Raw genomic sequence first — 23,080 nt, 5'->3', positions numbered from 1 at the left:
CAAAAATATGTCGTGGTGGATCTCAATTGCCCTGCGTTACCGCTCGATTTGAGATTTTTACCACGACATAATTTTAGGCCAATACTGGTATTCCACCGTTCATCAATTGGGGAATATCATGTTTGAGACTCTCTTTACACAGCCGCATGTTCTTGCAGCCCACAATTTGGCTCCCTGCCTGGAATCGAGGAAGCGCTTCCTCTTGCATTGTCAGGAACAGGGATATCCGCCCATGTCGATCCGGAAGATCGCCTGGATTCTGCTAGTTTTTTCAAAGAGCATGGATTTGTGCCGGCCGGGGCCAATAACGCACGAGGAAATCGCTTTTGCGGTCGACCATCGGGTTCGTCTCACTCGAAGCGGACGAACGAACGATTCCCAGAGCTCGCGCCGGTTGTTCATACATACGGCCACGGCCTGGTTGCGCTTCCTGGGACTGCTGAAGGAACATCAACCCAAGCAGAAACCGTTCACCCGCTATATTGATCACTATGCCGATTTCATGCATGATCAGCGGGGACTTTCACCTGTCACGATTACAAACTGCCGCGGCGAGATCGTCAACTTTCTGTCGACGGTCTGGCATCCCGACACGACGCTCGATACCATCACCATTCACGATATCGATGCCTATCTGGCGTATCAGGGCAAGCACGGCTGGGCCAGGACATCGTTGCACGCACTTGCGAGCACGCTTCGCAATTTCTTCCGGTACGCCGAAGGACAAGGATGGGCTACCAACGTTTCTGTCGGTATTGATCTTGTACGGCGCGTGCCTTCGGCATGGCGAAGCCTTACGGCTGACCATGCAAGACGTTGACCTCGAAGGCGCCGTTCTGTGTATCCGGGAGAGCAAATTCTACAAGTCGAGGCTGATCCCGCTTGGAGCAGACCTGAACGGCGCGATGCAACGATACACCCGGCAACGCAACCAGGCATTCGACAACGAACCCAACACGCCATTTTTTTGCTTCCGCGATGGTCGTCCATTAAACCAATCGGCTGTCCAACGCGCGTTTCAGCGACTGCGCATCCTGGCAAATGTCCGGCGCGAGGGTGGCCCAGCCTGCCAGCCCAGATTGCATGACCTTCGCCATGCGGGAACTGTGCACCGCTTGATCGCTTGGTATCGCAGCGGCGCGGATTTGCAGCTGTTATTGCCACAACTCTCCACCTATCTTGGCCACATCGATCTAGCGGCCACCCAGCGCTACCTTACACTGACGCCCGATCTGTTAAACGAAGCGAGCAAGCGTTTCGAAACTTACGCATTGGAGAAGCATCATGAATAAATCATCCATGCTGGGTCCCTGGATCCGGCGATTCCTGATCGAACATCTGGTGGCCGAACGCAACCTTGCCATCAATACCCAGAAAAGCTACCGCGACATGCTCCTCCTGTTGCTGCCTTATCTGGCCACCAAGGTCGACAAGCGGATCGACCGTCTGACGGTGGACGATCTCTCCCCGCAAATGGTGCGTCTGTTTCTGACGCACATGGAAGAACAACGGCACTGCGCGGTCAGCACACGCAACCAGCGGCTCGGCGGCATTCATGCCCTTGCCCGTTTCATCGGCGAACATGCACCGGAATACGTCGCTTGGTGAGCGCAGATCCACTTGATTCCCATCAAGAGAACCAGCCACCCGCAGATCAGCTATCTCAACAAACCGGAAATGGATGCTCTCCTCGCCGCATCCGACGTGCCTACTGCGCAAGGGCGCCGAGAACATGCGTTGCTATTGTTCATGTTTAACTCCGGCGCGCGCGCAAGCGAAGCAGCTCAGCTCAGGATCGGCGACGTCGACTGGCACACGCGATCAGTCAGCATTACCGGTAAAGGGAACAGACAACGCCGCTGCCCCCTCTGGCAATCCACGCTCGACGAGTTGCGTTCGCAAACCGAAGGAAGGACCACACCCGAACCGGTGTTCCTCAACCGTTTCCACCAGACTATGACGCGCTCCGGCATCCATGCGCTGGTCAAGCGCTGCGCTGCTCGCGCTTGCACCATGGCGCCGTCAATGGCTGGCAAGAATGTTCACCCGCACGTCATACGCCACACGACTGCCTCGCTGCTGCTTCAGGCCGGAATCGACATCAACACGATACGCGGCTGGCTTGGACACGTTTCGCTGACAACAACCAATATCTGCGCCGAGATCAATCTGGAAACAAAGGCGCGGGCGCTGGCGGCATGTGAAGTAGAAAGCGATGCGGGAGAACAAAAGCATTGGCGCGACCAGCCCGACCTGATGGCATTCCTCCGCACCTTGTAGCCGAATACTATGTGCTGTTCGATTTCCGTAATGACATTGCCTTGGCCAAGATTGCTATCGAGCAGCACATATTTTTGACCACACCATACTCGTGACCCTGCCCGACGTTGCGCGCCGAGATCTCGAACCCCCAATGGCGAGCGAAATCCACATAGCGGGGATTGAACAGCGGCGCTTTGCCGACGACGCGGGCGAGCACCGCCGACTTCAAGTTGTCGATCATCAAGCGAGCTGGACAACCCCGGAAGGCCGCGAAGGCGTGCTCATGAGCAGCGAGGAAATGCTCCATGGTTTGCGACACGGTGAACTCGACATACATCAGGCGGCTATGGCAGAGCACCATGACGAAGAAGGACAGTCGCCGCCGTGTCGAACCCACACCGATGCTGCCGTATTCGCCCCAATCGACCTGGGCGCATTCTCCGGGGGCAAAGGAGAGCTTGAGAAAGGCAGGCCGGCGCACTGGCCGGACCTTGCGCACATACATCTTGACGATGCCGTAGCCGCCCGCGAAGCCTTCCTCGCGCAGGCGCTGGAAGATCTGCTGCGCGCTGTAGGGGTGGCTTTCCAGCAGGCGAACGATGCGCGCCTTGAAAGGGTCGAGGCGACTGCTGCGCGGCGGTGACTGGCGCGCATGAAACTGCGCGCAGCCGACCCACTTCGCCACCGTGTCCGCATCCAGATCGAGGGCGCGGGCGGTCTGGGCGATGGTCAGCTGCTGCCGATCGTGGTGATCCTTGATCTTGCAGTAGGTCTCGTAGCTGATAATGGCGTTCGTCCCAGGGCGGCACGCAGCTGACTGATTCGGATGTCGATCTCGTCCGCCGCGAGTTCGCGTGCTTCGGCGCAGCGGGCAGAATCCAGCGCCAGGACTTGGTAGAGCGGGCGTTGATAGGCGATCTGTTAATTCGCGCCCCTATAAGGCCATTTCGGTGGCGGCGTAATGAGGCCACTGGACTCGCGGCGCAATGAGGCCAGAGCAATCGCGGCGCAATAAGGCCGAAGGCAAGTAGAGCTGGTTTCGGACTTCCAATTGCGTAACCTCTGGCAATTTTGCCGGGGGCAGGCGCAATGGCTAACAGGAAGTTCGAAATGTACGAAATACGACAAATGATTCAACGCCTGCGACTTGGCGAGAGCAATCGGGCGGTTGCTCGAGCGCAGCAGGTCGGGCGCGACACGGTCGCGCGCGTGCGAGAGATCGCCGCCGCGCAGAACTGGCTGGAGGCGACGAGCCCGCTGCCGGATGACGCGACGATCGCGCGCTACTACCAGGCGGCGGGCGGCGGGGCGGTCAAGAACGCGAGCCACCTGTCCACTGTGGAGCCCTTTCGCGAGAAAGTTATCGAGTGGCATCGTCAGGGCATTGCCGTGAGCAGCATCCGCCAGGCACTGGCCCGCCAGTACGGCTACGGCGGCAGCGTGCATGCCGTCTATCGCTTCCTGCGCAGCGAAGCCGCCCGCACCCCCGTGGCCACCGTGATGCTCGACTTTGCCGTCGGCGAACAGGCACAGGTCGACTTCGGTTCGGGACCGCTGATCACCGACCGACATTCCGGCGAGGTGTTCAAGAGCTGGTTCTTTGTCATGACTTTGTCGTGGAGCCGGCACCCGTATGCTGAAGTGGTGCGCAACCAGAGCGTCGAAACCTGGCTCGCCTGCCACCGGCACGCCTTCGAGTGGTTCAACGGCGTCCCGCCCAAGGTCCGGATCGACAACCCGAAGTGCGCGATCACGCGCGCCTGCTACTACGAGCCGACGGTGCAGCGTGCCTACGCCGAACTCGCCCTCGGCTATGCCTTTGTAATTGACCCCTGTCCGGTCGCCGACCCGGCCAAAAAGGGTCGCGTGGAGTCGGGCGTGAAATATGTCAAGGGCAACTTCATGCCGCTACGCGAGTTCCATGGCCTGGCGCACGCGAATGCGCAATTGCAGGAATGGGTTCAGAGCGAAGCGGGCAATCGCCTGCACGGCAGTACGCGCGAGCGGCCGCTCATGCGCTTCAACGAAACCGAGCAGGCGCTGCTGCAGCCGCTACCCGCCGTCGCGCCGACGTGCCCGACCTGGGCCAAGGCCAAGCTGCACGGCAACTGCCACGTCCAGCATGCGTACTGCCACTACTCGGCGCCGTTTCGCCTGATCCACCAGACACTGTGGTTGGAGATCACGCCGGATGCCTTGCGCATCTACCATGAGCACGAGCTGGTGGCGATCCATCCACGCCTCTTCAAAGCGGGGACGCGGTCGACCGTCCAGGATCATCTGCCCCCTGACGCCCAGACGTACTTCATGCGCGATCCACAGTGGTGCTTGATCCAGGCCACGGCAGTTGGGCCGGCCTGCCGGGCGGTCGTCGAGAGCCTGTTCGCCAAGCGTGTGCTCGACCAGCTGCGCGCCGTTCAGGGATTGCTGCGACTGGCCGATCAGTTCGGTCGCGGTCGACTCGACGCGGCGTGTAACCGCGCGCTGAACTTTGGGACGCCGAGCTATCGCACGATTAAGCAAATTCTCAAGACCGGACTCGACCAGCAGCCCGAGTTGATCAATGCGCCGACGCTGGAAGCGCCCTATCTGAGTGGCGGCTACTTCCGCCGCCAATCCTCCGATCTGTTGCATTGAGCCGCCGCACGACGTGCCGCTCCTTGCTCATCCATTATCTATCTGGAATCCTCTCATGAATCCCATGCTCCCACTTGAACCCCTGCTCAAGCAACTGCGCCTGTCCGGCATCCTCGACTCGCTCGAAGCGAGAAACCGTCAGGCGATCGAGGCCAAGCTGGCTTACACCGACTTCCTGGCGCTGCTGGTCGAGGACGAAGTCGCCCGTCGTGATCAGCGCCAGTTTGCCCAGCGTCTGCGCAAGGCGCAGGTGGTCGGCGACAAGACGCTGGAACGTTTCGATTGCAGCCACAGTCCGTCGGTCAATCACGCGCTGATTGCCGAGTTGGCGACCTGTCGTTTCGTCTTCGAACATGCACCGGTTCTGATCGCCGGCCCGACCGGTACGGGCAAGTCTCACCTGGTCCAGTCGCTCTGCCATTGCGCACTGCGCGCCGGCCATGAGGTGCTGTTCATCTCGCACGCCAAGCTGCTGGCCCAGCTTCATGCGGCGCGGGCGACCGACTCTTTTGAGCGCAAGCTGCGCCAGCTGGCACGGGTCGATGTGCTGGCGATCGATGACTTCGGGCTACGCCCCATGCGCTCGCCGCAGGATGAGGATTTCCATGACCTGATTGACGCCCGTTATGAGCGCACGACCACCTTGTTGACCAGCAATTTGCACTTCGACGAGTGGGGCGCGGCGTTTCCCAACAAGTTGATGGGCGCGGCAACCCTCGACCGTCTGCGCGACCGCGCGTATCAGATCGTTCTCGACGGCGAGACCCGGCGCAAACCGCGGGCCTTGCCGGAAGCAACGTCGCCGGTTCGGGCTTCGCCGGGCAGGGACCCATCCAAGCCTCTCCCGGCCGCGCGTTAGCACCTCAGCGGCGAACAAACCCTGGGGCGCTGCCCCAGACCCCGCACTCGCCGTGAGGCAGCCGCCGGGGATGAAAAACACATCCCCGACAACTGCCGTCGGCGTCTGCGACCTCCAGGGTGTCAAGGGGCTTTCGCGGCATAAACGCCAAAAAGCCGGCATTTATTCCACGGTCCCCTGGACACCCTTCCGGTCGCCACTTACCACGTTTGCAAGAAGACAGAAAACGGCGTAAAACCGACCCGTCCGAAGCCGCTAAAACAGCCACTTCTGCTGGCCGCATTACGCCGCGATTCGCTGGCCTTGATGTGCCGCAAATTGACAAGGGGAAAAGCGAAGAACGAAGAAGAGCGAAGAGCGAGGAAGAAGAGCCAGGAAACCCTTCAGATGAAAGCCGTCGAAGAAGATCGACGAAGAAAATTCACGACTTTCAAACTGCCAGCATTAACGGACTTTCGGAATGCCGCTGACAAGGGGCTGGTGATCTGCACCAAATGTGGTGATCGCATGACCGTGCGCTATCACTTGCAGGGCGCACGGCGCGTGCCGGATTATCTCTGTCAGCGCCACGGTGTCGAGCATGCCGAACCCCTATGCCAGCAGATCGTGGGCGGCGAACTCGACGCGGCCATCGGTCGCTTGCTGGTGGAAGCGGTGACCCCGGTCACCCTGGAGGTGGCGCTGGCCGTGCAGAAGGAACTGGAGAGTCGCTCCGAGGAAAGCGACCGCTTGCGCCGTCAAGCGGTTGAACGGGCGCGCTACGAGTCCGACCTGGCACGCCGCCGTTATATGCGCTGCGATCCCGACAACCGCCTGGTTGCCGATTCGCTGGAAGCGGAGTGGAACCAGGCGCTGCGCAAGCAGACGGCGGCCCAGGAGCACTACGACAAACAGCGCGAGAGCGAGACCGGGCTCGACGATCAGCAGCGCGCCGCCATCCTGGCGTTGGCGAAAGACTTCCCGCGCCTGTGGAACGATCCTCATACGGCTGACCGGGAGCGCAAACGCATAGTTCGGCTGCTGATTGCCGATGTCACCTTGCTCAAGGAAACCGAGGTCCGGGCGCAAGTGCGCTTTCACGGCGGTGCGACGCACACGCTACACCTTCCCCTGCCCAAGCCGGCCTGGCTGCTGCGCCAGACTCCGGCCAAGGTGGTGGCCGAGATTGACCGACTCCTGGAAGATCATACCGACGGTGAAATCGCCGCCTTGCTCAACCGCCAGGGCTTGCTCTCGGGCGAGGGCAAACCCTTCCACCGCCTGATGGTTCGTTACATCCGAATCGACTATGCGCTCCCCAGTCGCCATGATCGGCTGCTAACGCGTGACCTGCTAACCGTGCATGAAATGGCGCAGCGTCTCAACGTCTGTTCGGAAACCCTCAAATATTGGCGCCGCGCCGGCCTGCTCAAAGCGCACAGGTATGACGACAGGGGCGGCTACCTCTTCGAACCGCCTGGTCCTGACACGCCGATCAAGCATCAACATCAAGGCAAAACCACAGGAAAATCAACCACCCGCGAGGGAAGTTTCCCCGCACATACCGCATGAGGTGCAATATGCAGCACAGTCCTTCTCATTTCCTTTTCTCGGCGCACAGGCGACGATTTCGAAGCCGTAATGGCGGGCGAAATCGAGATAGCGGGGATTGAACTGCACCGGTTCGCCACGCACATGACGCAAGACCGCACTGCGCAGATTATCGACCATGACCTTGCGCGACACCCCCAGGGCAGCAAAGGCGTTGATGTGTGCCGCCAGAAACTGCTCCATCGTTTGCGAGAGCGTGAACTCGACGTACATCTTCCGGCTCCAGGCCAGCACCATGACGAAGAAGGAAAGGCGGCGGCGGGTGTTGCCCACACAGATCGTGCCGTATTCTCCCCAGTCGACCTGGGCCGCTTCTCCCGGGGCGAAGGCCAGGGTCAGGAAGGCTTCGCGCCGGGGCGGGCGGATCTTGTGGACGTAGTCCTTGACGATGCTGATGCCGCCCTCGTAGCCAGCATCCCGCAGGCGTTGAAACACCTGCTGGGCGGTGAGCGGATGCGCATCGAGCCAGCCGACGATGCGCCCCTTGTAGGGATCGAGCTTGCTGGTTCGCGGCACGGGCGCCCGCGGCGCATACGGGCGGTCCATCCAGTGGCGGACGGTCTTGACGTCCAGGTCCAGGCTATCGGCAAGTTGGGGGGCCGTCAGATGACTGGCCACCCCCTCGCGAATGGCGCACCACGTGGCATAGTCGATCATGGCCGGCCCTCCAGAACAGCGCGCAGCCGCGCCAGACGGGTGTCGACCGGCACGTACTCGGGCACGCTCAGGACCTGGTACAAAGGTGGATCGTAGGCGATCAGGTCGAGGGCGATCAAATCCCGGCGGGCGCGGGCCAGGCGACCGGCATCCATCTGCAGACGCCGACAGAGGCTGGCCTCGCTGTAGTAGGAAAGACCGCAGGCATCAGCGACGGTGACGAGAAACAGGTACAGCGCCCAGGCGCCAACGTCAGCCTTCTCGATGTAGTGTTCCCGCACCAGCCGATGATCGAGCCAGCTGAAGTGCGCGGGCACCTGCCGCTGACGTTGCGGATTCAATAGTCGCTTCGTCGGACTGTTCATACGAGCCTCCTCGAATGTCCTGTCCCAGTTGTAGCAGCCGGGTCACGGCCGAGGCGATGTCATCTTGTAACGTGCTGCCCCAGATATGGGCGATTAAGCCAATAAGAACAGTGGGTTGGGCGTTCAAGAAATCTTGTAACGGTGGCGCCAGTTCCGTCGTGGAAGCGTTACAAGATTTCTTCAGGGGCAGCGAGGCCTCGGCTGGCAGGGGCGCCGAGGCGTCGGGCTCGAACAGCAAGGTGTCTTGTATCGCGGACTCGATCAGCGGTGCCGGCTTACGGTGGCTGTATCCAGGATGCTCCTGTCGCCAGGCCTTGACCCGCGCCACGGCTTCTGGTCCGCGATGATAGTCGAGGTTCTTGGCGAGCCATTTCGCCTGGCTGGCCCGCTTGCTCGCTGCCTTGCACGCCGCGGACCCGCAATAACGCTGATGCCGCGCGTTACGCCTGTCCGGCACAAACGCCTGACCGCAATTCACGCAGGGGTCCTGCTTCTCTCTGTCCATCTCGCGTCCCCTCCTGCCTCATCACAGGACGGGCTACTACACGATCTGGAAAGAAAACCAAAGAAGACCCAAGCAGCGAAGAAAAACCAGCTCTAGATCAAGCCCTCGAAGAACATCAAGAAACCCAAGAAAATCCAGTTTCATGTCCGCCGGTGGCGACCAGTTTCAGGTTGGCCGCGACATCCTGATCCGCGTCGAGGTCGGTATCCTCGATCAGCCGGTAGATGTCTTCGTTCAGGTCGGGATTGACGAGCTGCAATTCCGGCGTGCGGTTCTCGTAGAACAGCGGCACGGTGGCACCGTCTTCGATGGACTGCTGGAAGTCGTAGATCGAGACGTAATCCCCGAAGACTTCCTTGGTGCGCTCCTCGCCGGCAATCAGCGGCGTGCCGGTAAAGGCCAGAAACATCGCCCTGGGCAGCGCGGCGCGCATGTTCAGCGCCAGCGTGTCATATTGGCTGCGGTGCGCTTCGTCGGTCAGCACGATGACGTCGGAGCGGTCGCACAGCAGTTCGGGTGTCTGGAACTTGTGTACCAGCGTGAAGACGTAACGGTGGTTGCCGAGCAAGAGTTCGCGCAGGTGCGCGCCGCTGGCGGCGTGGCATTGATCGCCCTCGGCCTCACTCACCGCGCCGGTGGTCTTGAAGTTCTTGGCGATCTGCTCGTCCAGTTCGACACGGTCAGTGACGACCACAAATGTCCAGTTGCCGGCCAGCTTGCGCAGCACCTTCTGCGCGAAGAACACCATCGAAAAGCTCTTGCCGCTGCCCTGCGTCTGCCAGAACACGCCGCCACGTCCGTGTCCCAGCTTGCGCGCTTCGAGCATCGAGGCAATGGCGTTATTGACACCGAGGAACTGGTGGTTCTGCGCGAGAGTCTTGACCAGGCCGGACTTGTGCTCGGAAAACAGCGTGAAGTTCTCGACCAGATCGAGCAGGCGGGTTGGCTCGCAGGTACCGCGCAGCATCACTTCCAGCGACACCCGGCGCGGCTCATCCTCGCACTCGATGCGCTTCCACTCCACCCAGCGGCCCCAGTCGGCGGTGAGCGAGCCGACGCGGCTTTCGGTGCCGTTGCAGGCGATGAGTAGCGCGTTGCTCCAGAACAGCGCCGGAATCTGCTGCTTGTAGTGGGTGAGGTTCTCGTCGAAAGCCGCGCGCGCCGGCACGCCGGGTTTCTTGAGTTCGATCACCACCCAGGGCAGGCCATTGACGAAACCCACCAGATCAGGCCGGCAGGTGTAGAGCGGCCCGGTCACGGTCAACTGGCTGACGAGCACGAAATTGTTGTTCTCCGGTTGCTCCCAATCGACCACGCGCAGGCGTTCGGTTTTTTGCCCGCCATGTTCGCGGTCGGGCACCGACACCGTGATGCCTTCCTTGAGTAGCCGATAGACCTCGCGGTTGGCCGCCTCCAGGCTCATCGCTGAACGGTCGCGTGTCAGTTCATCGACGGCGTTGCTGATCGCCTCCGGCGGCAGTATCGGGTTGAATTTGCTCAACGCCGCTTTCAGGCGTTCGGCCAATACCACTTCGCCCTTGGTTTCGCGCCCCAGTGTGCCGCCCTCGCCGAAGATTTCTTCTTGCGCTGACACCGTCTGCCAGCCGAGCGTGGCGAACAGCGCGATGGCAGGTTGCTCTACGAGTTGGTCTTCGGAGTAGGCGTATGACACTAATTAACCCTAGTCTTTTAGGGTGCAAAACATCGAATCGAGTTCTCTATCCAAACACTCTTCAGCATTTCCCCCCCAGTGTCGTTCATCATCGTCTTCCCACGGTTTCTCGTTTTCACTTTCAATTTCACTGGCGAAATCTCGAAGCGTCGTTTGCTCAGTATCCGTATCCACGCCGAGAATTTCTCCGACATTGCCAATACGCGCGGCGTCACTGCGGATCTCGTCTGGGTTGTCGCTGTCGCAATCTTCTACGAAACGTTCAGCAAACTTAGCGTAAACCTGGCGAGCAGATTCCAGCTCTGCGCCCACTAAGGAATTAGGCACGGCGCTGATCAAGTTCCCTAATGCCTCAAATCCATCAAGTTCATCGAGGTCTGTCAAAACGCGCTGCTTTATGGCCGATACCAGATGCTTGCCAGAATCTGAAGATAGACAACCGACATTCGCCAACTCCCTAAGCGGCCCATCAAAAATGGATGGCGAGATAGTGCCTGCTTCTACTCTAGCGCTTAGTTCGGATAACCGAGCTTCAATCCATGCGGCATCATTGCGTTCGCTTTGGCTAGCAACTGCCAATGCCACACTGGCCAATCGCCCTGCCGGATTCGCGCATTGCGGCAACACACGATGCGAAGGGTGATCACCGCTTACATGGACTGTGCAACTCACTGCATCAATCAATGCCATCATGGCATCCACAACTTTATGAGCGTGCGAAGAGAGCACTGTGATAGACACGCGGGGTCGGTCATCGATTAGCGTCGTCATGAACCATTGTGACTGTTCAAAGAACACAAGGGATTCGATAATTTCAGATAGCTGCTCGCCCGCCAACAAAAGGGACTGCATAAAATCCAGAATAGGCGGATTCTGGAAGCGAACCAACACGAAGCCTTGAATTTTTCGCGTTGCCACGAAAGTCCCATCAAGCTCCCTTAGTGCCGTCACAAAATCGGTCGTCGAATGAGCAATTCTAAATCTTGCACATTGATCCGGACATAGCCGCGTTTGGCCACGAGGCTTTCTAGGCGCTGACGTGGAAGACTTGAAAAATGAAGACGGTTGTAGAGAATCTGTGCCCGAATGCGCCGCGAGTATTTTGATAGGTCAAGGACGCATGTGCGATGGTCGAACTTCTCACGGGCCAGTTTTTCATAGTAAAGTTTCGCCTGGTTCAGAATGTATTCACGGGTTGTCAGGACAAATACTGAGTCCTTCGAATCGCGAATGCTGGCCATGAAGTCCAACAACTTCTGATCTTCGTTTGTGTTCAGTTTGTCAGCCTGCGCAGTTTGTCCAAGAAAATCGTCGTAGTAGAAAAACCTCGGCTTGTTGTGATAACTAACTGCGCGCGCTTCGGATATGTCGCTTTCGATTTTGACTAAGTCGTGTCCCTTCTCGTAAAAGTAGAGCAACAACATACGGGCCAGCGTTGTCTTGCCAATTCCAGGTTGCCCGGAAATGATGCAGACCCGCTGTTTTTTTAGAATTTCCAGTGCTTCATCAAAACTCGTATTTCGGACATAAAGCTTTGCTGCTGCGATGGTCCGTTCGATCTCCTCGCGAGAGACAACGTGCGTGCCCGCGTTAATGATCGAGTCGAAAACGCCAGCGGAACTGGCCCACAGTTTTATGTGCCTGCGCTCGATCTCCGGATGTTTTGTCAGAATACTGTTCAGGCGCTCCCGTCCATAAATGTCACCGGTGGTTTGTACAAACGGCGACAGCACCGCTACCAGTTCATCTGTCTGCATTGGCGAAAGTGAAACAGATGTTGTAAGTATGTAACGGGCAGGATTCAGCTTTGAAAGCTTGGGGAATTCGTTGCGCTTGAGCTCAGATTTCAGGCTGGCAAATGATGAGTATCGCTTGCACTGGACAATTAACTGGGGCGGTGTTTGCGGTGTTTTCAAAGCCGCCGAACTAAACACTGTGCGACCGGCGCCCCGAACTGGCGCGTAGCGGAGATCTATCCCCCCGTCACGGCCTTCACTGAAGTTTTCCAACTGAATGCCGAGTTCTGCTTCGAGCAGATTTTTTGAGAGAAGCTCGAAATCCAGGGGCGACAAGCACGCCGTGAAGTCGTAGTCAGCCATAACATGCCTCAACATCTATCTGACCGGAGATCAGGCGCGGTAGCAGTAGGTCGCGGGTGGGACGGAGGTTTTGGGTTTTTGCGTAAGGGTGATTTTCGTGGCCGGGGAAGCGGAAGTAGACGAACCACTCGCGGTAGAGGGCGCGGGCCATCGCCTCCAGAATCTTGATACGCCGCTGGCTGTTCTCGATGAGTTCGTCGTAGGCCGACAGGATGCCTGCGATGCGTTGCAGGATAAGGAGCGGAGGCTGTAAGACCTCGAAATCCTCAATCGTTGTTTTGGTCAGAGCTTCACGAGTCGCACCACCCTGAGCTAGTGCTAGCAAGCGGCTCTTGAAGTGCAGGCTGTTGATGCAATAAAGGACAAAACGCGCGTCAGCAACGTCAGGTCTAACTCGAACAATCGCGACGTGCTGATTGACGCGGGCAGGCAATTATTTTGAATCAGTCAAGCAACACCGAGCAACGGAAGCGCCCGTGATGTTCAGGAGGATGTCATTTTTCTGAACGACAACGTTACTCAGTTCCGCTGCCTGTTCGTTGCTGATGAAAGCAAGGTTATCGTCCTCAAACTTGAAGTCGTAAACATTAAGGCTACGGATAAGAGAAATGCCCTCAGGCAGGTAAGCGTTTTTGCCGCCACGGGGAGTGGCACCGCTGCCAATCTTTGACGTTATATCTTTCAGTCGCTTCAAGGGCCGTTCGTTTGTGTCCATCTTCACGCCGCCAGAATCCTCGCCCCAATCGCGGCGACGGTCTGCTCCGGCGTCAGTCCAACCGGGCGCACCAAAAGCTTTTGCACCGCACAACGCGCCTCTTCGGCCGAAACCGTATCCACCAGCCCGAGGTCAAGTTCTTCGGCACGGCGCAGGGCTCCCCGATGCCATGCCTCGGCGATGCCCGGCAAATCACTCATCCCGGAGTTCAAGCGGCTGGCAGCGCACGCCGGGGAGGCGCCAGTAACCGCTGGTCGTTGGTCAGCAAGGTGGCGTCACAGGCCAACGCGCTGGCGGCGATGATGGCGTCGGGCAAGCGCAGGCGATGCTCGCGGCGTAAACGCACGGTGTGTTGTTTGACCTGCCTGTCGAGTTCGATGATGCCGATATCGGCCAGGAAGGCTTCGAGCCAGGTCTGCTGGGCGGCATCGAGGCCGTGAAAGGACAGAAGTTCCAGTTCCGTGATGACGGAGATGAAGTATTCACCCGGCGGTAGCGGCTGGCAAAGCAGCCCATTTTGCAGGTAGGTCACCGCATTGGTGTCGAATACCGCCCTCATTCCCATTCCTTTCGTATGGCTTCCTGATAGGCAAGGCCATCGACCGGCCACTGGACGGTGCCGCTATAGCGCATCGGGTCGAATTCCTGCTGACACTTCTGTGGTGCCTGGATGGATTTGGCCAGATCGCGCGACGGATCGATTTGAGGCCAAGCGACTGCCGGCGACGCCGTCTTCGATTTGCTCGCGAGGTATTCCACGAAGTCGAGGACTTCGGCCTGGCGCTGGTCATCCAGTCGGTGGAGATGTTCGATGATGGTGGCTTCGATGGCGGCACTCATGGGGTTCCTCCGTCAATCAGGTCAGTAGGGATACAGCCCTGACGCATGACCCAGCCGAATCAGGCTCATTTGCCGGTAACGCCCGCTTTTGCGGTCGAGGCGGTCAAATTGCGGTTGGCTAGCGGCAAAGGACGGGTGGTGGAGTCAGCCAGGAGGATGCCGAAAGAATTTTTTGGACGGCGGTACGATCGCCAGGCGAGCCTTTCCGAACGCGGCGTACGCCGCGCTCGAGAGGATGTTTCGGGTACGCCTGTGTGAGGTCACTCAAGTTGAAGCAGGAATGGAGCGGCGAGGAGCGCGCGGATTCGTGCTGGGTCGAGCCAGGGGGCGGCGCAGGAGCTTCGGATGAAGGCGATGGCACCGCGCACGCCGAGTTGCTGATAGAGATCGCGTAGCTGTCGGGTGAAGCGTGCCAGGGTATTGAACACATGCGCCAGGCGCATGAGGAGGTGATAGCCTTTCATGGCATTCCAGTCGAGGGCAAAGGCATGCTCGTAGTGGTAGCCCTGATGTTTTTCGACGAGGAAGCCCGCTTCGATGCCCCAGCGGTGGCGGGCCCCGAGGTTGCAGCGCTCATGGACATTGTCTTGGCTGAGCGGTTGGCTGGAGAGCCAGGCGTGGCGCGATGTTTCGGTGACGGTCCTGGCCTGTTCATCGATCTTCTCCCAGCTTTCCTCACAGACCACCAGATTCAGCTTGAGACGCTGACGCCCGTTGGCAGCGAAGGCGTAGTCGATGTCGTTGACCCAGCTGAAGTGTTGTCGGCGTCTTCCCCAACCGCGCTGCACAACTTGTGGCTTCAGGGCGTGGAGCGCGCGGAACTCCTGCCAGACCGTGGACAAATCCTTGTCCTTGAGCACGATCATGAACTGCCAGTGGGCGCGCAAGCAGCGCCGCATCACCGGCCCGTTGGCGTAAAGGCCGTCGAGCAGGAGCAGGATCGGCAGGCGGGGGAACAGCGTCTTGAGCCGGTCGCTCAAGCGCACAAAGCCGCGCAGCTCGCAGTCCTGCTTTTGCGCTTCGGGTTCGCCCAGCGCGTGTTCGAGGAACTCGCTGAGCAGCGGGATGACCAGGCCGTTGTGGAAAGCAAAGCTGGCCTCGAGGACGTAGACGAAGTACTGGGTGTGGCGGGTTTCCTCCTTGCCGACGGTGCGCTGCAGGAGTTCCTCCGCCCAGAGGGTGTCGCCGGCGACCTTCTGCGAGCCGTCTATGGCGATGGGGTAGCAGTGGTTGATCAGATAGCGGCGAAAGTTCTTGCCGCGAATCAGCCGCCTCACCAGATCGACGTGGGCCTGCTCAAGGTGGTCAAGGTCGATGTCGCGCAGCAGCCGAAACAGGGTGTCGGCGTGTGGCAGGGTATCGATCTCCGGGAACAGCAGGTGGAGGTTGGCCATGAACTGGGGACGGGATATTTCGCGGTTGGTCTCGCGCCGGGAGGAGAACTGAAAGACGAACATCAGCAAGCCGTAGAGCAGAAGCACGGTCAGCTTGTGCCGGCGCTTTTTGGGATCTCTCGGGTCGGGAATTTGTTCCAGTTGAGCGAGCAAGGCGGGCAGCTCTTTGCGCAGGAGACGCATCTGTTTGCTCACGGCGTCCTCGCGGTGTTCCTCGTCGACGGTCGCGAAGGCCGAGCTTCTGTTGGGCAATGGAGCGGCTGAGTGGGGGACTTGTCCCGTTGCGCGCAGCTTCGCGTTCAGTACCTTCTCCTGCCGTTTCTTTTCCGAGCGCAGTTTCTTGATGGCAACGCGTGTCGGGCGACGGCAAGGTTTGCTCATGACCGCGGGCTCCCCGGCGCGGCGCACAGCGAGGCGCAAGCATCCGAGGTCAGCGCTTTGACCCACACCTGGCGGGGCGTGCTGTGATAGGACTGGCCAGGGCGGGCCAGCCCGCGCCCGCTGCTTGCCCCAAGCAACTGCCAACCGGCGGCACGGTAGCAGGTCCCGGCATAGTGACGCGGATCGACGAAGGTCTCCAGCAGCAGGGGCTCGAAGCCCCAGTGCTCGAGCCAGTCCGCGCGTGCGCGGCGCGCGAGTTGCCCGAGCACATGGCTGGCCAGATGCGCTACGCGGACGTGCGGAAAGATCAGGAAGCGGCTGTTGTTCACCACCCGCGCCATGTTCTCGCGGCGGGCCTGGGCCGTCCAGCCGATCCACTGATCGCGCACGGCCACCGCGCGGGCAGCACCGGACAGAGCAGGACGCAGCCCAGCCGCCGGTCGCCCGCCGTGATGAAGTAGCGCAGCCGGTAGCCGAAGGCCCCCTGGAAACCCAGCGGATGCCAACGCGCCACCAGCGCATCCCACTGCGCCACCCGGGTCGCGTCGCGAACCACTGCCAGGGACACCGGCGCGAGCGCCGACAGGGCGCAGTGCACCGCCGGCTCGGCAACGGGGGCGACTGGGGCGGCGGATGCCGATGGCGGCGCGCAACGGCGCGGCGGCGAGGGCCTCAACGCAGTCAGTACCAGCAACCCGGCCGCCTGCAAACGCTCCAGGAAGTCCAGGCAGGCGCTGATCTTCGCCGTCCCCGTCAGTGTGGTCCAGCCCAGGTGCTCACACACTGTCGCCGCCAACTCCTTGCGTGCCAATCCCGGCAGCCACGCGACCGTCGCGCAGAGCTCGGCAATCTCCGTCGCGCTGAACACGCGACCACAGTGCACCCATTCCCCCGCACTCGTTGCAAGCATCGCAAAACCTCCGACTGAAGCGCAGATTGATTACGCTCCACCTATCCTGCCAGAAGTCCGCCCGGCTGTCTAGCCCTCTTGTGCGAAGGTTTTTTTTGCCTGCCCACCGCAACGCCTTGCCACTACTGGGCCGGCGTCGTCATGCTTCAGCGCTGGTAGGGATACGACATTTTGCGCGATGCGGGCTTGCAGCTCCAGTGCCTGGGCGTTCAGCGATTCCAGTTCCTCGTTCAGGGTTTCGAGCTGTCCCTTGACGTCCTCGTCGCTCACGTCCTCGCCCGGCGCGACGCCGACGTAGCGGCCGGGGTTTAGCGACCAGCCCTGGGCTTCGATTTCGGCCAGGGTCGCGGCTTTGCACAGGCCGGGGACGTCGCGATAGCGGAGTTCCCCCTCTCCCCGGCCCTCTCCCTTGAGGGGAGAGGGAGAGAAGGTTTCCCTGAGCTTGGTGGCCGTCTCACGGTCGCCGACTGTCAGGTCGAGCGCTTCGCCGCGATAGAGGCGTACCAGGTTGGCGATGAAGCCGATTTGTGCCGGGGTCCAGTCGCGGTGGGCGCGATCGACTTGGCGGTAGATGTGGCGGGCGTCGATGAAGAGCACGCTGTCGGCGCGTGCTGTCTTGGCCTTGCCCTTGTCGAAGAACCACAGCGTGCAGGGCAGGGTGACGGTGTAGAACATGTTGGGGCCGACGGCGCCCATGACGTCGACCGCGCGCTTCGATCAGCTTCTGGCGCAGTTCCTGCTCGGAGGAGCGGGCGTCCGACGCCGAGTTGGCCATGACGAAGCCGGCGTGACCGTGGCTGTTCAAGGCCGAGTAGAAGAGCTGAATCCACAGGTAGTTGGCCTTGTCGGTGCGCGGCAGGCCGAAGGGGAAGCGGCGGCCGGCGCCCACCATGTCCTTGAGCCGCTCCTTGTCGACCGCGTTGACGTTGAAGGGCGGATTGGCGAGGACGAAATCGAACTCGCCGGTGGCAGTGTGCGGGTCGTCGTAATAGCTGTTGACGTTGCCGCCATGGCGAATGTCGCCTTCCAGTCCGTGCACGGCGAGGTTGAGGCGGCACAGGCGGCCGGTTTCGTCGGTCTTTTCGACGCCGCAGATGGCCAATTCGGCAGCCGGATTCTTCTGATGCTCGGCGACAAAGCGCGCCGATTGCACGAACATGCCGCCGGAGCCGCAGGCGGGGTCGAGAATGCGGCCATGGAAGGGTTCGATGATTTCGCCGAGCAGCCTGACGATGCTGCTCGGCGTGTAGAACTCGCCGCCGCCCTGGCCCTCGCTCATGGCGAAGGCGCCGAGGAAGTATTCGTAGATGCGGCCGAAAGCGTCGTAGTCGAGCGTCGCCGGAATCTCGGAGACTTTCTTCAGCAGCTCCTTGAGCAGGGTGTTGGTGAACAGGTTGTAGGTCTTCGGCAGCACGCCGGCGAGCGGCCGGTTGTGCTTCGCAGACGACAAAAAGCCCGACCTTGTGAGCCGGGCTATCTGCTTGATTTTCTTTGGTGGGTCGGGTGAGGCTCGAACTCACGACCAATGGATTAAAAGTCCAGTGCTCTACCGACTGAGCTACCGACCCCCGAGGAGGGCCGAATTATAGGCAAGGGGCAGATGCCTGTCAATGCCATGGTTGCTTGAAAAGCGCAGCGGATGCTGCTGCCTCGGGGCAGGCAAGAAAAGACCATGGGATGCCGATCGGGCGGGGGCTCGGATGCGTTCGCTGCTTCGCGCGATAATGGCGGCTTGCCAGCGCATCGCCCGCAATCCGGAGCACTGAATTTTGAATGTCCGGGGTGGGTTGGCGTGCGCCAGGCACGCCGCTGACTGAAACCGATTCTCTCCTGCCGGGTCTATCCCGGCTTCTGCGCCAAAACCTGACTACCCCCTGGAAGCCCGATGGATCCCTTGACTCATGCCCTGCTCGGCGCGACGGCCGCACAACTTGCCCTTGGCCCGCGCCTCGGCCGCCAAGCGTGGCTGCTCGGCGCCGTCGGTGGCGTGCTGCCCGACGCCGACATCCTGATCCGCAGTTCGGCCGACCCCTTGCTGGCGATTCAGTACCATCGCCATTTCACGCACGCGCTGGCCTTCATTCCGGTGGGTGGCATCGTCGCCGCCTTGCCCTGGCTGGCACGAGCGCGGCATCGTCCGAACTGGCGGCCGATTGTGGCGGCCACGACCATCGGCTACGCAACCCATGCCGTGCTCGACGCCTGTACCAACTACGGAACGCACCTGCTGTGGCCGTTTTCGCCGCTGCGCGTCGCCTGGCACTGGGTCACGACCATCGGCCCGCTGCTGACGCTGATGCTGCTGATCGGCCTGGTCTTCGCCGTCCGCCGTGGCGCGCGATTTCCGGCGGCTGTGGCGCTGGTGCTCAGCGTCGCCTACGTCGGGACGGCGGCCTGGCAGCGCGAGCGCGCGCTCGACATGCAGGTCCGCATCGCTGCCGCCCGCGGCCATCCGCTCGATCGTGCCGAGATGTTTCCGACGGTCGGCAATCCGCTGCTCTGGCGATCGGTCTATCAATCGGGCGACACGCTGTACACCGACCGCTTGCGCGTCGTGAGCCGCGCGGCGACGAGCTGGAAGCAAGGCAGCACGGTCGAACTGCTGCTGGAGAAGGACCTGCCGCCGCAGGCGCTGGCCGATGAACGCGTTCGCCGCGACTATGCGCGCTTCAGCTATTTTTCCGCCGGCTGGGTGGCGCGTGCCACGGCCGACCCGAGCGTTATCGGCGACGCGCGCTACTCGCTGCGTACAGACGCCTTCGAGCCGATCTGGGGCGTCCGTTTCCACCCCGGCACGGCAAGGCCCACCGAGTGGGTCGACCGGACGATCAAGAACCGCGTGCCGATCAGCGAGCTGTGGCGTGAGTTAAACGGTACGGCCGTCGGTTACGGCCCACTTCCGGGGTGACGCCTGGAGGGGGGGAGGCCTGGCCGCAGATGCTTCGTGCCGTAGCGAAGATTGCCGCTGCGTCGGGCGCGAAGGCCTGCTGCAGAGGGAAGCTGGCGGCGACTGCTGCGTCCGGGCCGCCGAGGCGATGCCGGCGAGTTTGGCTTTCATCTGTTTTGGATAAGCGCCTCAAACGGCGCTTGCAGGCGCCAGTTTGTCTTCGGTCTTCAGATCGAAATCCGAAGCCTCATGGCGTTCGTGCAGCTGTTCTGACGGTTCGCCCCAAGTGCGGTTAACCTTGCGTCCACGCTGACGGCGGGGCGTTCAAGGATCTCCGCGCTCCAGCGGCACAGATTCTTGTAGCTTTCAACCTGCAGAAACTCGCCCGCGTCATAGGCCTCGCCCAGCACCAGATTGCCGTACCACGGCCAGGTGGCGATGTCGGCGATGGAGTATTCGTCGCCGCCCAGGTAAGGGTGCTCGGCCAATTCGCGGTCCAGCACGTCCATCTGGCGTTTCACCTCCATGGTGAAACGGTTGATCGAGTATTCGAATTTCTCGGGCGCGTAGGCATAGAAATGCCCGAAGCCACCACCCAGATAGGGTGCCGAGCCCTGCAGCCAGAAGAGCCAGTTCAAGACCTCCGTGCGTGCCGCGGCTTCCCTGGGCAGGAAGTGCCCGAACTTCTCGGCCAAATAGAGAAGGATCGCGCCGCTTTCAAAAACACGACTGCCGCTCCCGGTATCAAAGAGTGCCGGGATTTTGGAGTTTGGATTGACTTCGACGAAGCCCGTCGAGAACTGGTCGCCCGCACCGATGCGGATCAGGTGGGCGTCATATTCCGCGCCGGGCTCACCGAGCGCGAGCAACTCTTCGAGCAGGATGGTGACCTTCTGGCCATTGGGCGTGCCCATCGAATAGAGCTGCAAAGGATGCTTTCCACGCGGCAGCGTGGCCGCGTGCGTGGGCCCGGCGATGGGTCGGTTGATCTTGGCCCATTTCCCGCCATTTTCGGCGTCCCAGGTCCACACTTTGGGTGCTTGGTAATTGTTGGTGTCGGACATGATGCTGATTTGTTCCTTTCATGTTCGGGACAGGCCCGGGGTTCGGGTTCTCCCAAATTTCGGACAAGTGTTCCAGGATGCGCGTGTAGTTCTCCACCTCTTGTGCTCCGGTCAACAGGTGGCGACGCTTGAAGATTATCGCCGGGACGGCGCGAACGCAATTGCTGTGCCAGGAGTTTTCGGCATTGTGCACGTCTGTGGCAAAGCGCTGATCGTCAAGGACGGCGAGGGCCTCGGCCGGTTCCAGCCCGACTTCTGCGGCCACCGCCGCCAGCACGGTGTCGTCAGACAGGTTCCGGCGATCTGTGAAGTGAGCCGCAAAGACGGTTGGTTTAAGCTCGTGCAAGCGCTCGCGCTGTCTAAATCGCGCGGTTTGACCATGGGCTGCGTAAAGCGATCGGTCAGCACAATCTTTTCTCGACCGCGAGCTGAGCGACTACCGGGACAGGTCAGCGCAACAAGCGTTGTGCCTGGGCGGCGATTGTCTTGAGCGAAGCCGCGTTAAGCATGCCGCGGCCGAGGACCCGGATGGCGACGTACCGCAGCAAAGATAGCGAAAGCCCTCTGGCCAGCGAGCCCTCTCAAGCGAAGTTTCGCACCGGGACTGGAAGCAACCGTTCAAAAAATTCTGGCATCGACAGGCCTGGCTGGAACTGACTTCGATTCATTGGCATGGTGCGCTCCTCTGGGTAGTGACTGTACGTGCGTACAGGCATGGCCTGCTTCAGGCTCTGGGAGCACGCACGGCTGAGGTTCATTGCTAATCAGGTAAGATTAACGATCTTCTCGTCAATGAAAGCCAGGTTCCCATGTCCATGCAGCTCTTTATCGGCAACAAAAACTACTCGTCCTGGTCGATGCGCCCTTGGGTTCTGCTACGCCAGGCCGAAATTCCTTTCGCGGAGGTGATGCTGCGCTTCGATGCCTTCACGCCCGACTCGAAGTTCAAGACCGATCTCGCCCGGTACAGCCCGGCCGGCCGCGTGCCGGTGTTGGTGGATGATGGTTTTGCGGTTTGGGACACGCTGGCGATTGCCGAGTACCTGGCCGAGAAATACCCTGATCGGCAGTTGTGGCCCGTCGAGCGGCAAGCGCGCGCCCGGGCGCGCAGCGTCTGTGCCGAGATGCACGCCGGTTTCGGCGCCTTGCGCAGTCACTTTCCGATGAACATCGAAGCCGCCTTGCCGGACGTGGGGCAACGCGTCTTGCGCGAACAGGCGCCGGTACGTGCAGACGTCGATCGGCTGGTGCAGATGTGGAGCGAGTTGCTGGTCGCGCACGGCGGGCCGTTGCTGTTCGGCGAGTTCTCCATCGCTGACGCTTTTTTCGCGCCAGTGGTCAAGCGCCTGGTGAGCTACGCGGTGCCAGTGCCGGCGGCCATCGCCGCCTATATCGAGCGCGTGCAGGCGCTGCCGGGAGTCCTTGCCTGGAGCGAGGGCGCGCTGGCCGAGCACGACTTCCTGGACTTCGAGGAGCCGTATCGAACGTGCGCCTGAAACGGTGTGCCGCGATTAATTGTGGAGTATCTGCCCTGCCGCCGACCGGAGAATGGCGATGCCTACTTGCAGGAAACCCTTGGCAGACAATGAAATGAGCTGGTTGTCAAGTTTCTGTCGTTCATCTTCCGTTCGCCAGGTGCTGGCCGGAATGCTGCTGCTTGGCGTGCTGGCTGCTTGCACCAGTTCGCCTGACCGCCCCCCCGTTTACCAGCGGGAAGGCTTCGCGGCCGACGAAACTTTTTCGCGTCTCTTCGACGCCGGCGTCGAGGAGACCTGCGAAGCGGCACGCCGCGCCTTGCTCAGCCAGGGTTACCGAATGACTGCCGAGGTGCACGATTTCCTCAGCGCTAGCAAGAGCTTCCAGCCCGAGGGTGAGGTGCACGTGCAGATCGTTTTCAATGTCGTCTGCGCTCCGGTGGGTACGGAGGGCAAGTTGGCGATGGCTTATGTCAGCGCAGTCCAGGACCGCTACGCGCTCAAGAAGAACCCGAACTCGGCGAGCGTCGGCGTTGCAGCGCTCGGTTCCTTGTCGATACCGCTCTCGGCGACCGAGGATTCGCTGGTCAAGGTGGCTAGCGAAACGATCCCGGCCGGGCTTTTCTACGATCGTTTCTTCGTGCTTATGCAGCACAATCTGCCGGCGCTGGAGGACAAGCGCTAGGGTTGGACAATCTGGAGCCGGGCCTCGCAGTTGCGGCTAGAACCCGAGCATCGGCTAGTTGCGCAAGAATGAGAAGCTGCGCG

24 protein-coding genes, 1 tRNA gene and 4 pseudogenes are annotated in these 23,080 nt (G+C 60.8%); 10 read left to right on the top strand and 19 right to left on the bottom strand.

Translation table 11 applies throughout. The features are described 5' to 3' along the window. The first annotated feature begins 118 nt into the window (after positions 1 to 118). From V5B40_RS12375 to V5B40_RS12360, 4 genes are read left to right on the top strand one after another with little or no spacing between them, the layout of a single operon-like run. Positions 119 to 820, top strand: coding sequence for a site-specific integrase (locus V5B40_RS12375; protein ID WP_332354777.1), 702 nt, complete (start codon positions 119 to 121; stop codon positions 818 to 820). Further along, positions 756 to 1,292 carry a tyrosine-type recombinase/integrase gene (locus V5B40_RS12370; RefSeq protein ID WP_332354776.1) on the top strand — a complete coding sequence of 179 codons (537 nt, stop codon included), beginning with the start codon at positions 756 to 758 and terminating at the stop codon, positions 1,290 to 1,292. Before V5B40_RS12375 ends, V5B40_RS12370 begins: the two co-directional genes overlap by 65 nt. Beyond that, on the top strand, positions 1,285 to 1,608 hold the full coding sequence (locus V5B40_RS12365) for a site-specific integrase (RefSeq protein ID WP_332354775.1): 324 nt from the start codon (positions 1,285 to 1,287) through the stop codon (positions 1,606 to 1,608). Before V5B40_RS12370 ends, V5B40_RS12365 begins: the two co-directional genes overlap by 8 nt. 12 nt (positions 1,609 to 1,620) lie before the next feature. Further along, the gene (locus V5B40_RS12360; RefSeq protein ID WP_332354774.1) at positions 1,621 to 2,280 is read left to right on the top strand and encodes a tyrosine-type recombinase/integrase; all 660 of its coding nucleotides are present in this window, start codon (positions 1,621 to 1,623) and stop codon (positions 2,278 to 2,280) included. Positions 2,281 to 2,287: 7 nt separating this feature from the next. Here the strand turns inward: V5B40_RS12360 and istA (V5B40_RS12355) are convergent, their stop codons facing one another. Next, positions 2,288 to 3,022 (bottom strand): IS21 family transposase, encoded by a 735-nt coding sequence (gene istA, locus V5B40_RS12355; RefSeq protein ID WP_332354906.1) that lies wholly within the window; start codon positions 3,020 to 3,022, stop codon positions 2,288 to 2,290. A 350-nt stretch (positions 3,023 to 3,372) separates the two neighbouring features. On the opposite strand from istA (V5B40_RS12355), the gene istA (V5B40_RS12350) reads away from it, so the two are divergent. From istA (V5B40_RS12350) to V5B40_RS12340, 3 genes are all read left to right on the top strand, one after another. After that, positions 3,373 to 4,899, top strand: coding sequence for an IS21 family transposase (gene istA, locus V5B40_RS12350; protein ID WP_332354772.1), 1,527 nt, complete (start codon positions 3,373 to 3,375; stop codon positions 4,897 to 4,899). Positions 4,900 to 4,954: 55 nt separating this feature from the next. Next, positions 4,955 to 5,758: an IS21-like element helper ATPase IstB gene (istB, locus tag V5B40_RS12345; RefSeq protein ID WP_332354771.1), complete on the top strand. Its 804-nt coding sequence runs from the start codon at positions 4,955 to 4,957 to the stop codon at positions 5,756 to 5,758. 387 nt (positions 5,759 to 6,145) lie between these two features. Beyond that, positions 6,146 to 7,309, top strand: coding sequence for a MerR family transcriptional regulator (locus V5B40_RS12340; RefSeq protein WP_332354770.1), 1,164 nt, complete (start codon positions 6,146 to 6,148; stop codon positions 7,307 to 7,309). Here V5B40_RS12340 and istA (V5B40_RS12335) read toward each other — a convergent pair. The 15 genes and pseudogenes from istA (V5B40_RS12335) to V5B40_RS12265 all read right to left on the bottom strand — a co-directional run bounded on the left by istA (V5B40_RS12335) (position 7,268) and on the right by V5B40_RS12265 (position 18,454). Then, positions 7,268 to 8,005 carry an IS21 family transposase gene (gene istA, locus V5B40_RS12335; RefSeq protein WP_332354769.1) on the bottom strand — a complete coding sequence of 246 codons (738 nt, stop codon included), beginning with the start codon at positions 8,003 to 8,005 and terminating at the stop codon, positions 7,268 to 7,270. The two genes, V5B40_RS12340 and istA (V5B40_RS12335), sit on opposite strands and share 42 nt — an antisense overlap. Then, positions 8,002 to 8,370 carry a hypothetical protein gene (locus tag V5B40_RS12330; RefSeq protein ID WP_332353784.1) on the bottom strand — a complete coding sequence of 123 codons (369 nt, stop codon included), beginning with the start codon at positions 8,368 to 8,370 and terminating at the stop codon, positions 8,002 to 8,004. Before V5B40_RS12330 ends, istA (V5B40_RS12335) begins: the two co-directional genes overlap by 4 nt. Before the next feature lie 620 nt (positions 8,371 to 8,990). Beyond that, positions 8,991 to 10,547, bottom strand: coding sequence for a type I restriction endonuclease subunit R (locus tag V5B40_RS12325; protein ID WP_332354768.1), 1,557 nt, complete (start codon positions 10,545 to 10,547; stop codon positions 8,991 to 8,993). A 9-nt stretch (positions 10,548 to 10,556) separates the two neighbouring features. Beyond that, a complete protein-coding gene (locus V5B40_RS12320; RefSeq protein ID WP_332354767.1) occupies positions 10,557 to 11,465 on the bottom strand; it encodes a hypothetical protein in 909 nt (302 codons plus the stop codon). A gap of 29 nt (positions 11,466 to 11,494) precedes the next feature. After that, on the bottom strand, positions 11,495 to 12,646 hold the full coding sequence (locus V5B40_RS12315) for a hypothetical protein (RefSeq protein ID WP_332354766.1): 1,152 nt from the start codon (positions 12,644 to 12,646) through the stop codon (positions 11,495 to 11,497). Next, positions 12,639 to 13,079 (bottom strand): restriction endonuclease subunit S, encoded by a 441-nt coding sequence (locus V5B40_RS12310; protein ID WP_332354765.1) that lies wholly within the window; start codon positions 13,077 to 13,079, stop codon positions 12,639 to 12,641. Before V5B40_RS12310 ends, V5B40_RS12315 begins: the two co-directional genes overlap by 8 nt. Further along, on the bottom strand, positions 13,080 to 13,361 hold the full coding sequence (locus tag V5B40_RS12305; RefSeq protein ID WP_332354764.1) for a hypothetical protein: 282 nt from the start codon (positions 13,359 to 13,361) through the stop codon (positions 13,080 to 13,082). Positions 13,362 to 13,363: 2 nt separating this feature from the next. After that, positions 13,364 to 13,561, bottom strand: a complete 198-nt coding sequence (locus V5B40_RS12300) for a hypothetical protein (protein ID WP_332354763.1) — start codon at positions 13,559 to 13,561, stop codon at positions 13,364 to 13,366. 8 nt (positions 13,562 to 13,569) lie between these two features. Further along, on the bottom strand, positions 13,570 to 13,920 hold the full coding sequence (locus V5B40_RS12295; protein WP_332354762.1) for a type II toxin-antitoxin system VapC family toxin: 351 nt from the start codon (positions 13,918 to 13,920) through the stop codon (positions 13,570 to 13,572). Next, positions 13,917 to 14,201: a hypothetical protein gene (locus V5B40_RS12290; protein WP_332354761.1), complete on the bottom strand. Its 285-nt coding sequence runs from the start codon at positions 14,199 to 14,201 to the stop codon at positions 13,917 to 13,919. Before V5B40_RS12290 ends, V5B40_RS12295 begins: the two co-directional genes overlap by 4 nt. Before the next feature lie 260 nt (positions 14,202 to 14,461). Then, positions 14,462 to 15,976 (bottom strand): transposase family protein, encoded by a 1,515-nt coding sequence (locus V5B40_RS12285; RefSeq protein ID WP_332354760.1) that lies wholly within the window; start codon positions 15,974 to 15,976, stop codon positions 14,462 to 14,464. Next, the gene (locus V5B40_RS12280; protein ID WP_332354905.1) at positions 15,973 to 16,365 is read right to left on the bottom strand and encodes a Druantia anti-phage system protein DruA; all 393 of its coding nucleotides are present in this window, start codon (positions 16,363 to 16,365) and stop codon (positions 15,973 to 15,975) included. Before V5B40_RS12280 ends, V5B40_RS12285 begins: the two co-directional genes overlap by 4 nt. Next, positions 16,302 to 16,886: a hypothetical protein gene (locus V5B40_RS12275; RefSeq protein WP_332354759.1), complete on the bottom strand. Its 585-nt coding sequence runs from the start codon at positions 16,884 to 16,886 to the stop codon at positions 16,302 to 16,304. Before V5B40_RS12275 ends, V5B40_RS12280 begins: the two co-directional genes overlap by 64 nt. Positions 16,887 to 17,042: 156 nt before the next feature. Next, positions 17,043 to 18,324: pseudogene (locus V5B40_RS12270) on the bottom strand (HsdM family class I SAM-dependent methyltransferase); the annotation flags it as partial. Positions 18,325 to 18,378: 54 nt separating this feature from the next. Then, a tRNA-Lys gene (locus V5B40_RS12265) sits at positions 18,379 to 18,454 on the bottom strand. Positions 18,455 to 18,771: 317 nt separating this feature from the next. On the opposite strand from V5B40_RS12265, the gene V5B40_RS12260 reads away from it, so the two are divergent. Continuing rightward, on the top strand, positions 18,772 to 19,794 hold the full coding sequence (locus tag V5B40_RS12260) for a metal-dependent hydrolase (protein WP_332354758.1): 1,023 nt from the start codon (positions 18,772 to 18,774) through the stop codon (positions 19,792 to 19,794). A 168-nt stretch (positions 19,795 to 19,962) separates the two neighbouring features. On the opposite strand, the pseudogene yghU reads toward V5B40_RS12260, so the two are convergent. The 3 pseudogenes from yghU to V5B40_RS12245 all read right to left on the bottom strand — a co-directional run. Continuing rightward, positions 19,963 to 20,837: pseudogene (gene yghU / locus V5B40_RS12255) on the bottom strand (glutathione-dependent disulfide-bond oxidoreductase). A 136-nt stretch (positions 20,838 to 20,973) separates the two neighbouring features. Beyond that, positions 20,974 to 21,183 (bottom strand): annotated as a pseudogene (locus tag V5B40_RS12250) (DsbA family protein); the annotation flags it as partial. A 192-nt stretch (positions 21,184 to 21,375) separates the two neighbouring features. Then, positions 21,376 to 21,511 (bottom strand): annotated as a pseudogene (locus tag V5B40_RS12245) (IS1595 family transposase); the annotation flags it as partial. A 141-nt stretch (positions 21,512 to 21,652) separates the two neighbouring features. Here V5B40_RS12245 and V5B40_RS12240 point away from each other — a divergent pair. Together V5B40_RS12240 and V5B40_RS12235 are read left to right on the top strand one after the other, a co-directional pair. After that, entirely contained in the window at positions 21,653 to 22,333 is a 681-nt protein-coding gene (locus V5B40_RS12240; protein WP_332354904.1) for a glutathione S-transferase family protein, read from the top strand. A gap of 94 nt (positions 22,334 to 22,427) precedes the next feature. After that, positions 22,428 to 22,997: a DUF2242 domain-containing protein gene (locus V5B40_RS12235; protein ID WP_332354757.1), complete on the top strand. Its 570-nt coding sequence runs from the start codon at positions 22,428 to 22,430 to the stop codon at positions 22,995 to 22,997. Positions 22,998 to 23,080 lie beyond the last annotated feature (83 nt).

Origin of the sequence: Candidatus Accumulibacter meliphilus (assembly GCF_036625345.1) — a bacterium.
In the GTDB taxonomy this organism is placed as follows: domain Bacteria; phylum Pseudomonadota; class Gammaproteobacteria; order Burkholderiales; family Rhodocyclaceae; genus Accumulibacter; species Accumulibacter meliphilus.
This window is presented reverse-complemented; position numbering and strand designations above follow the sequence as displayed.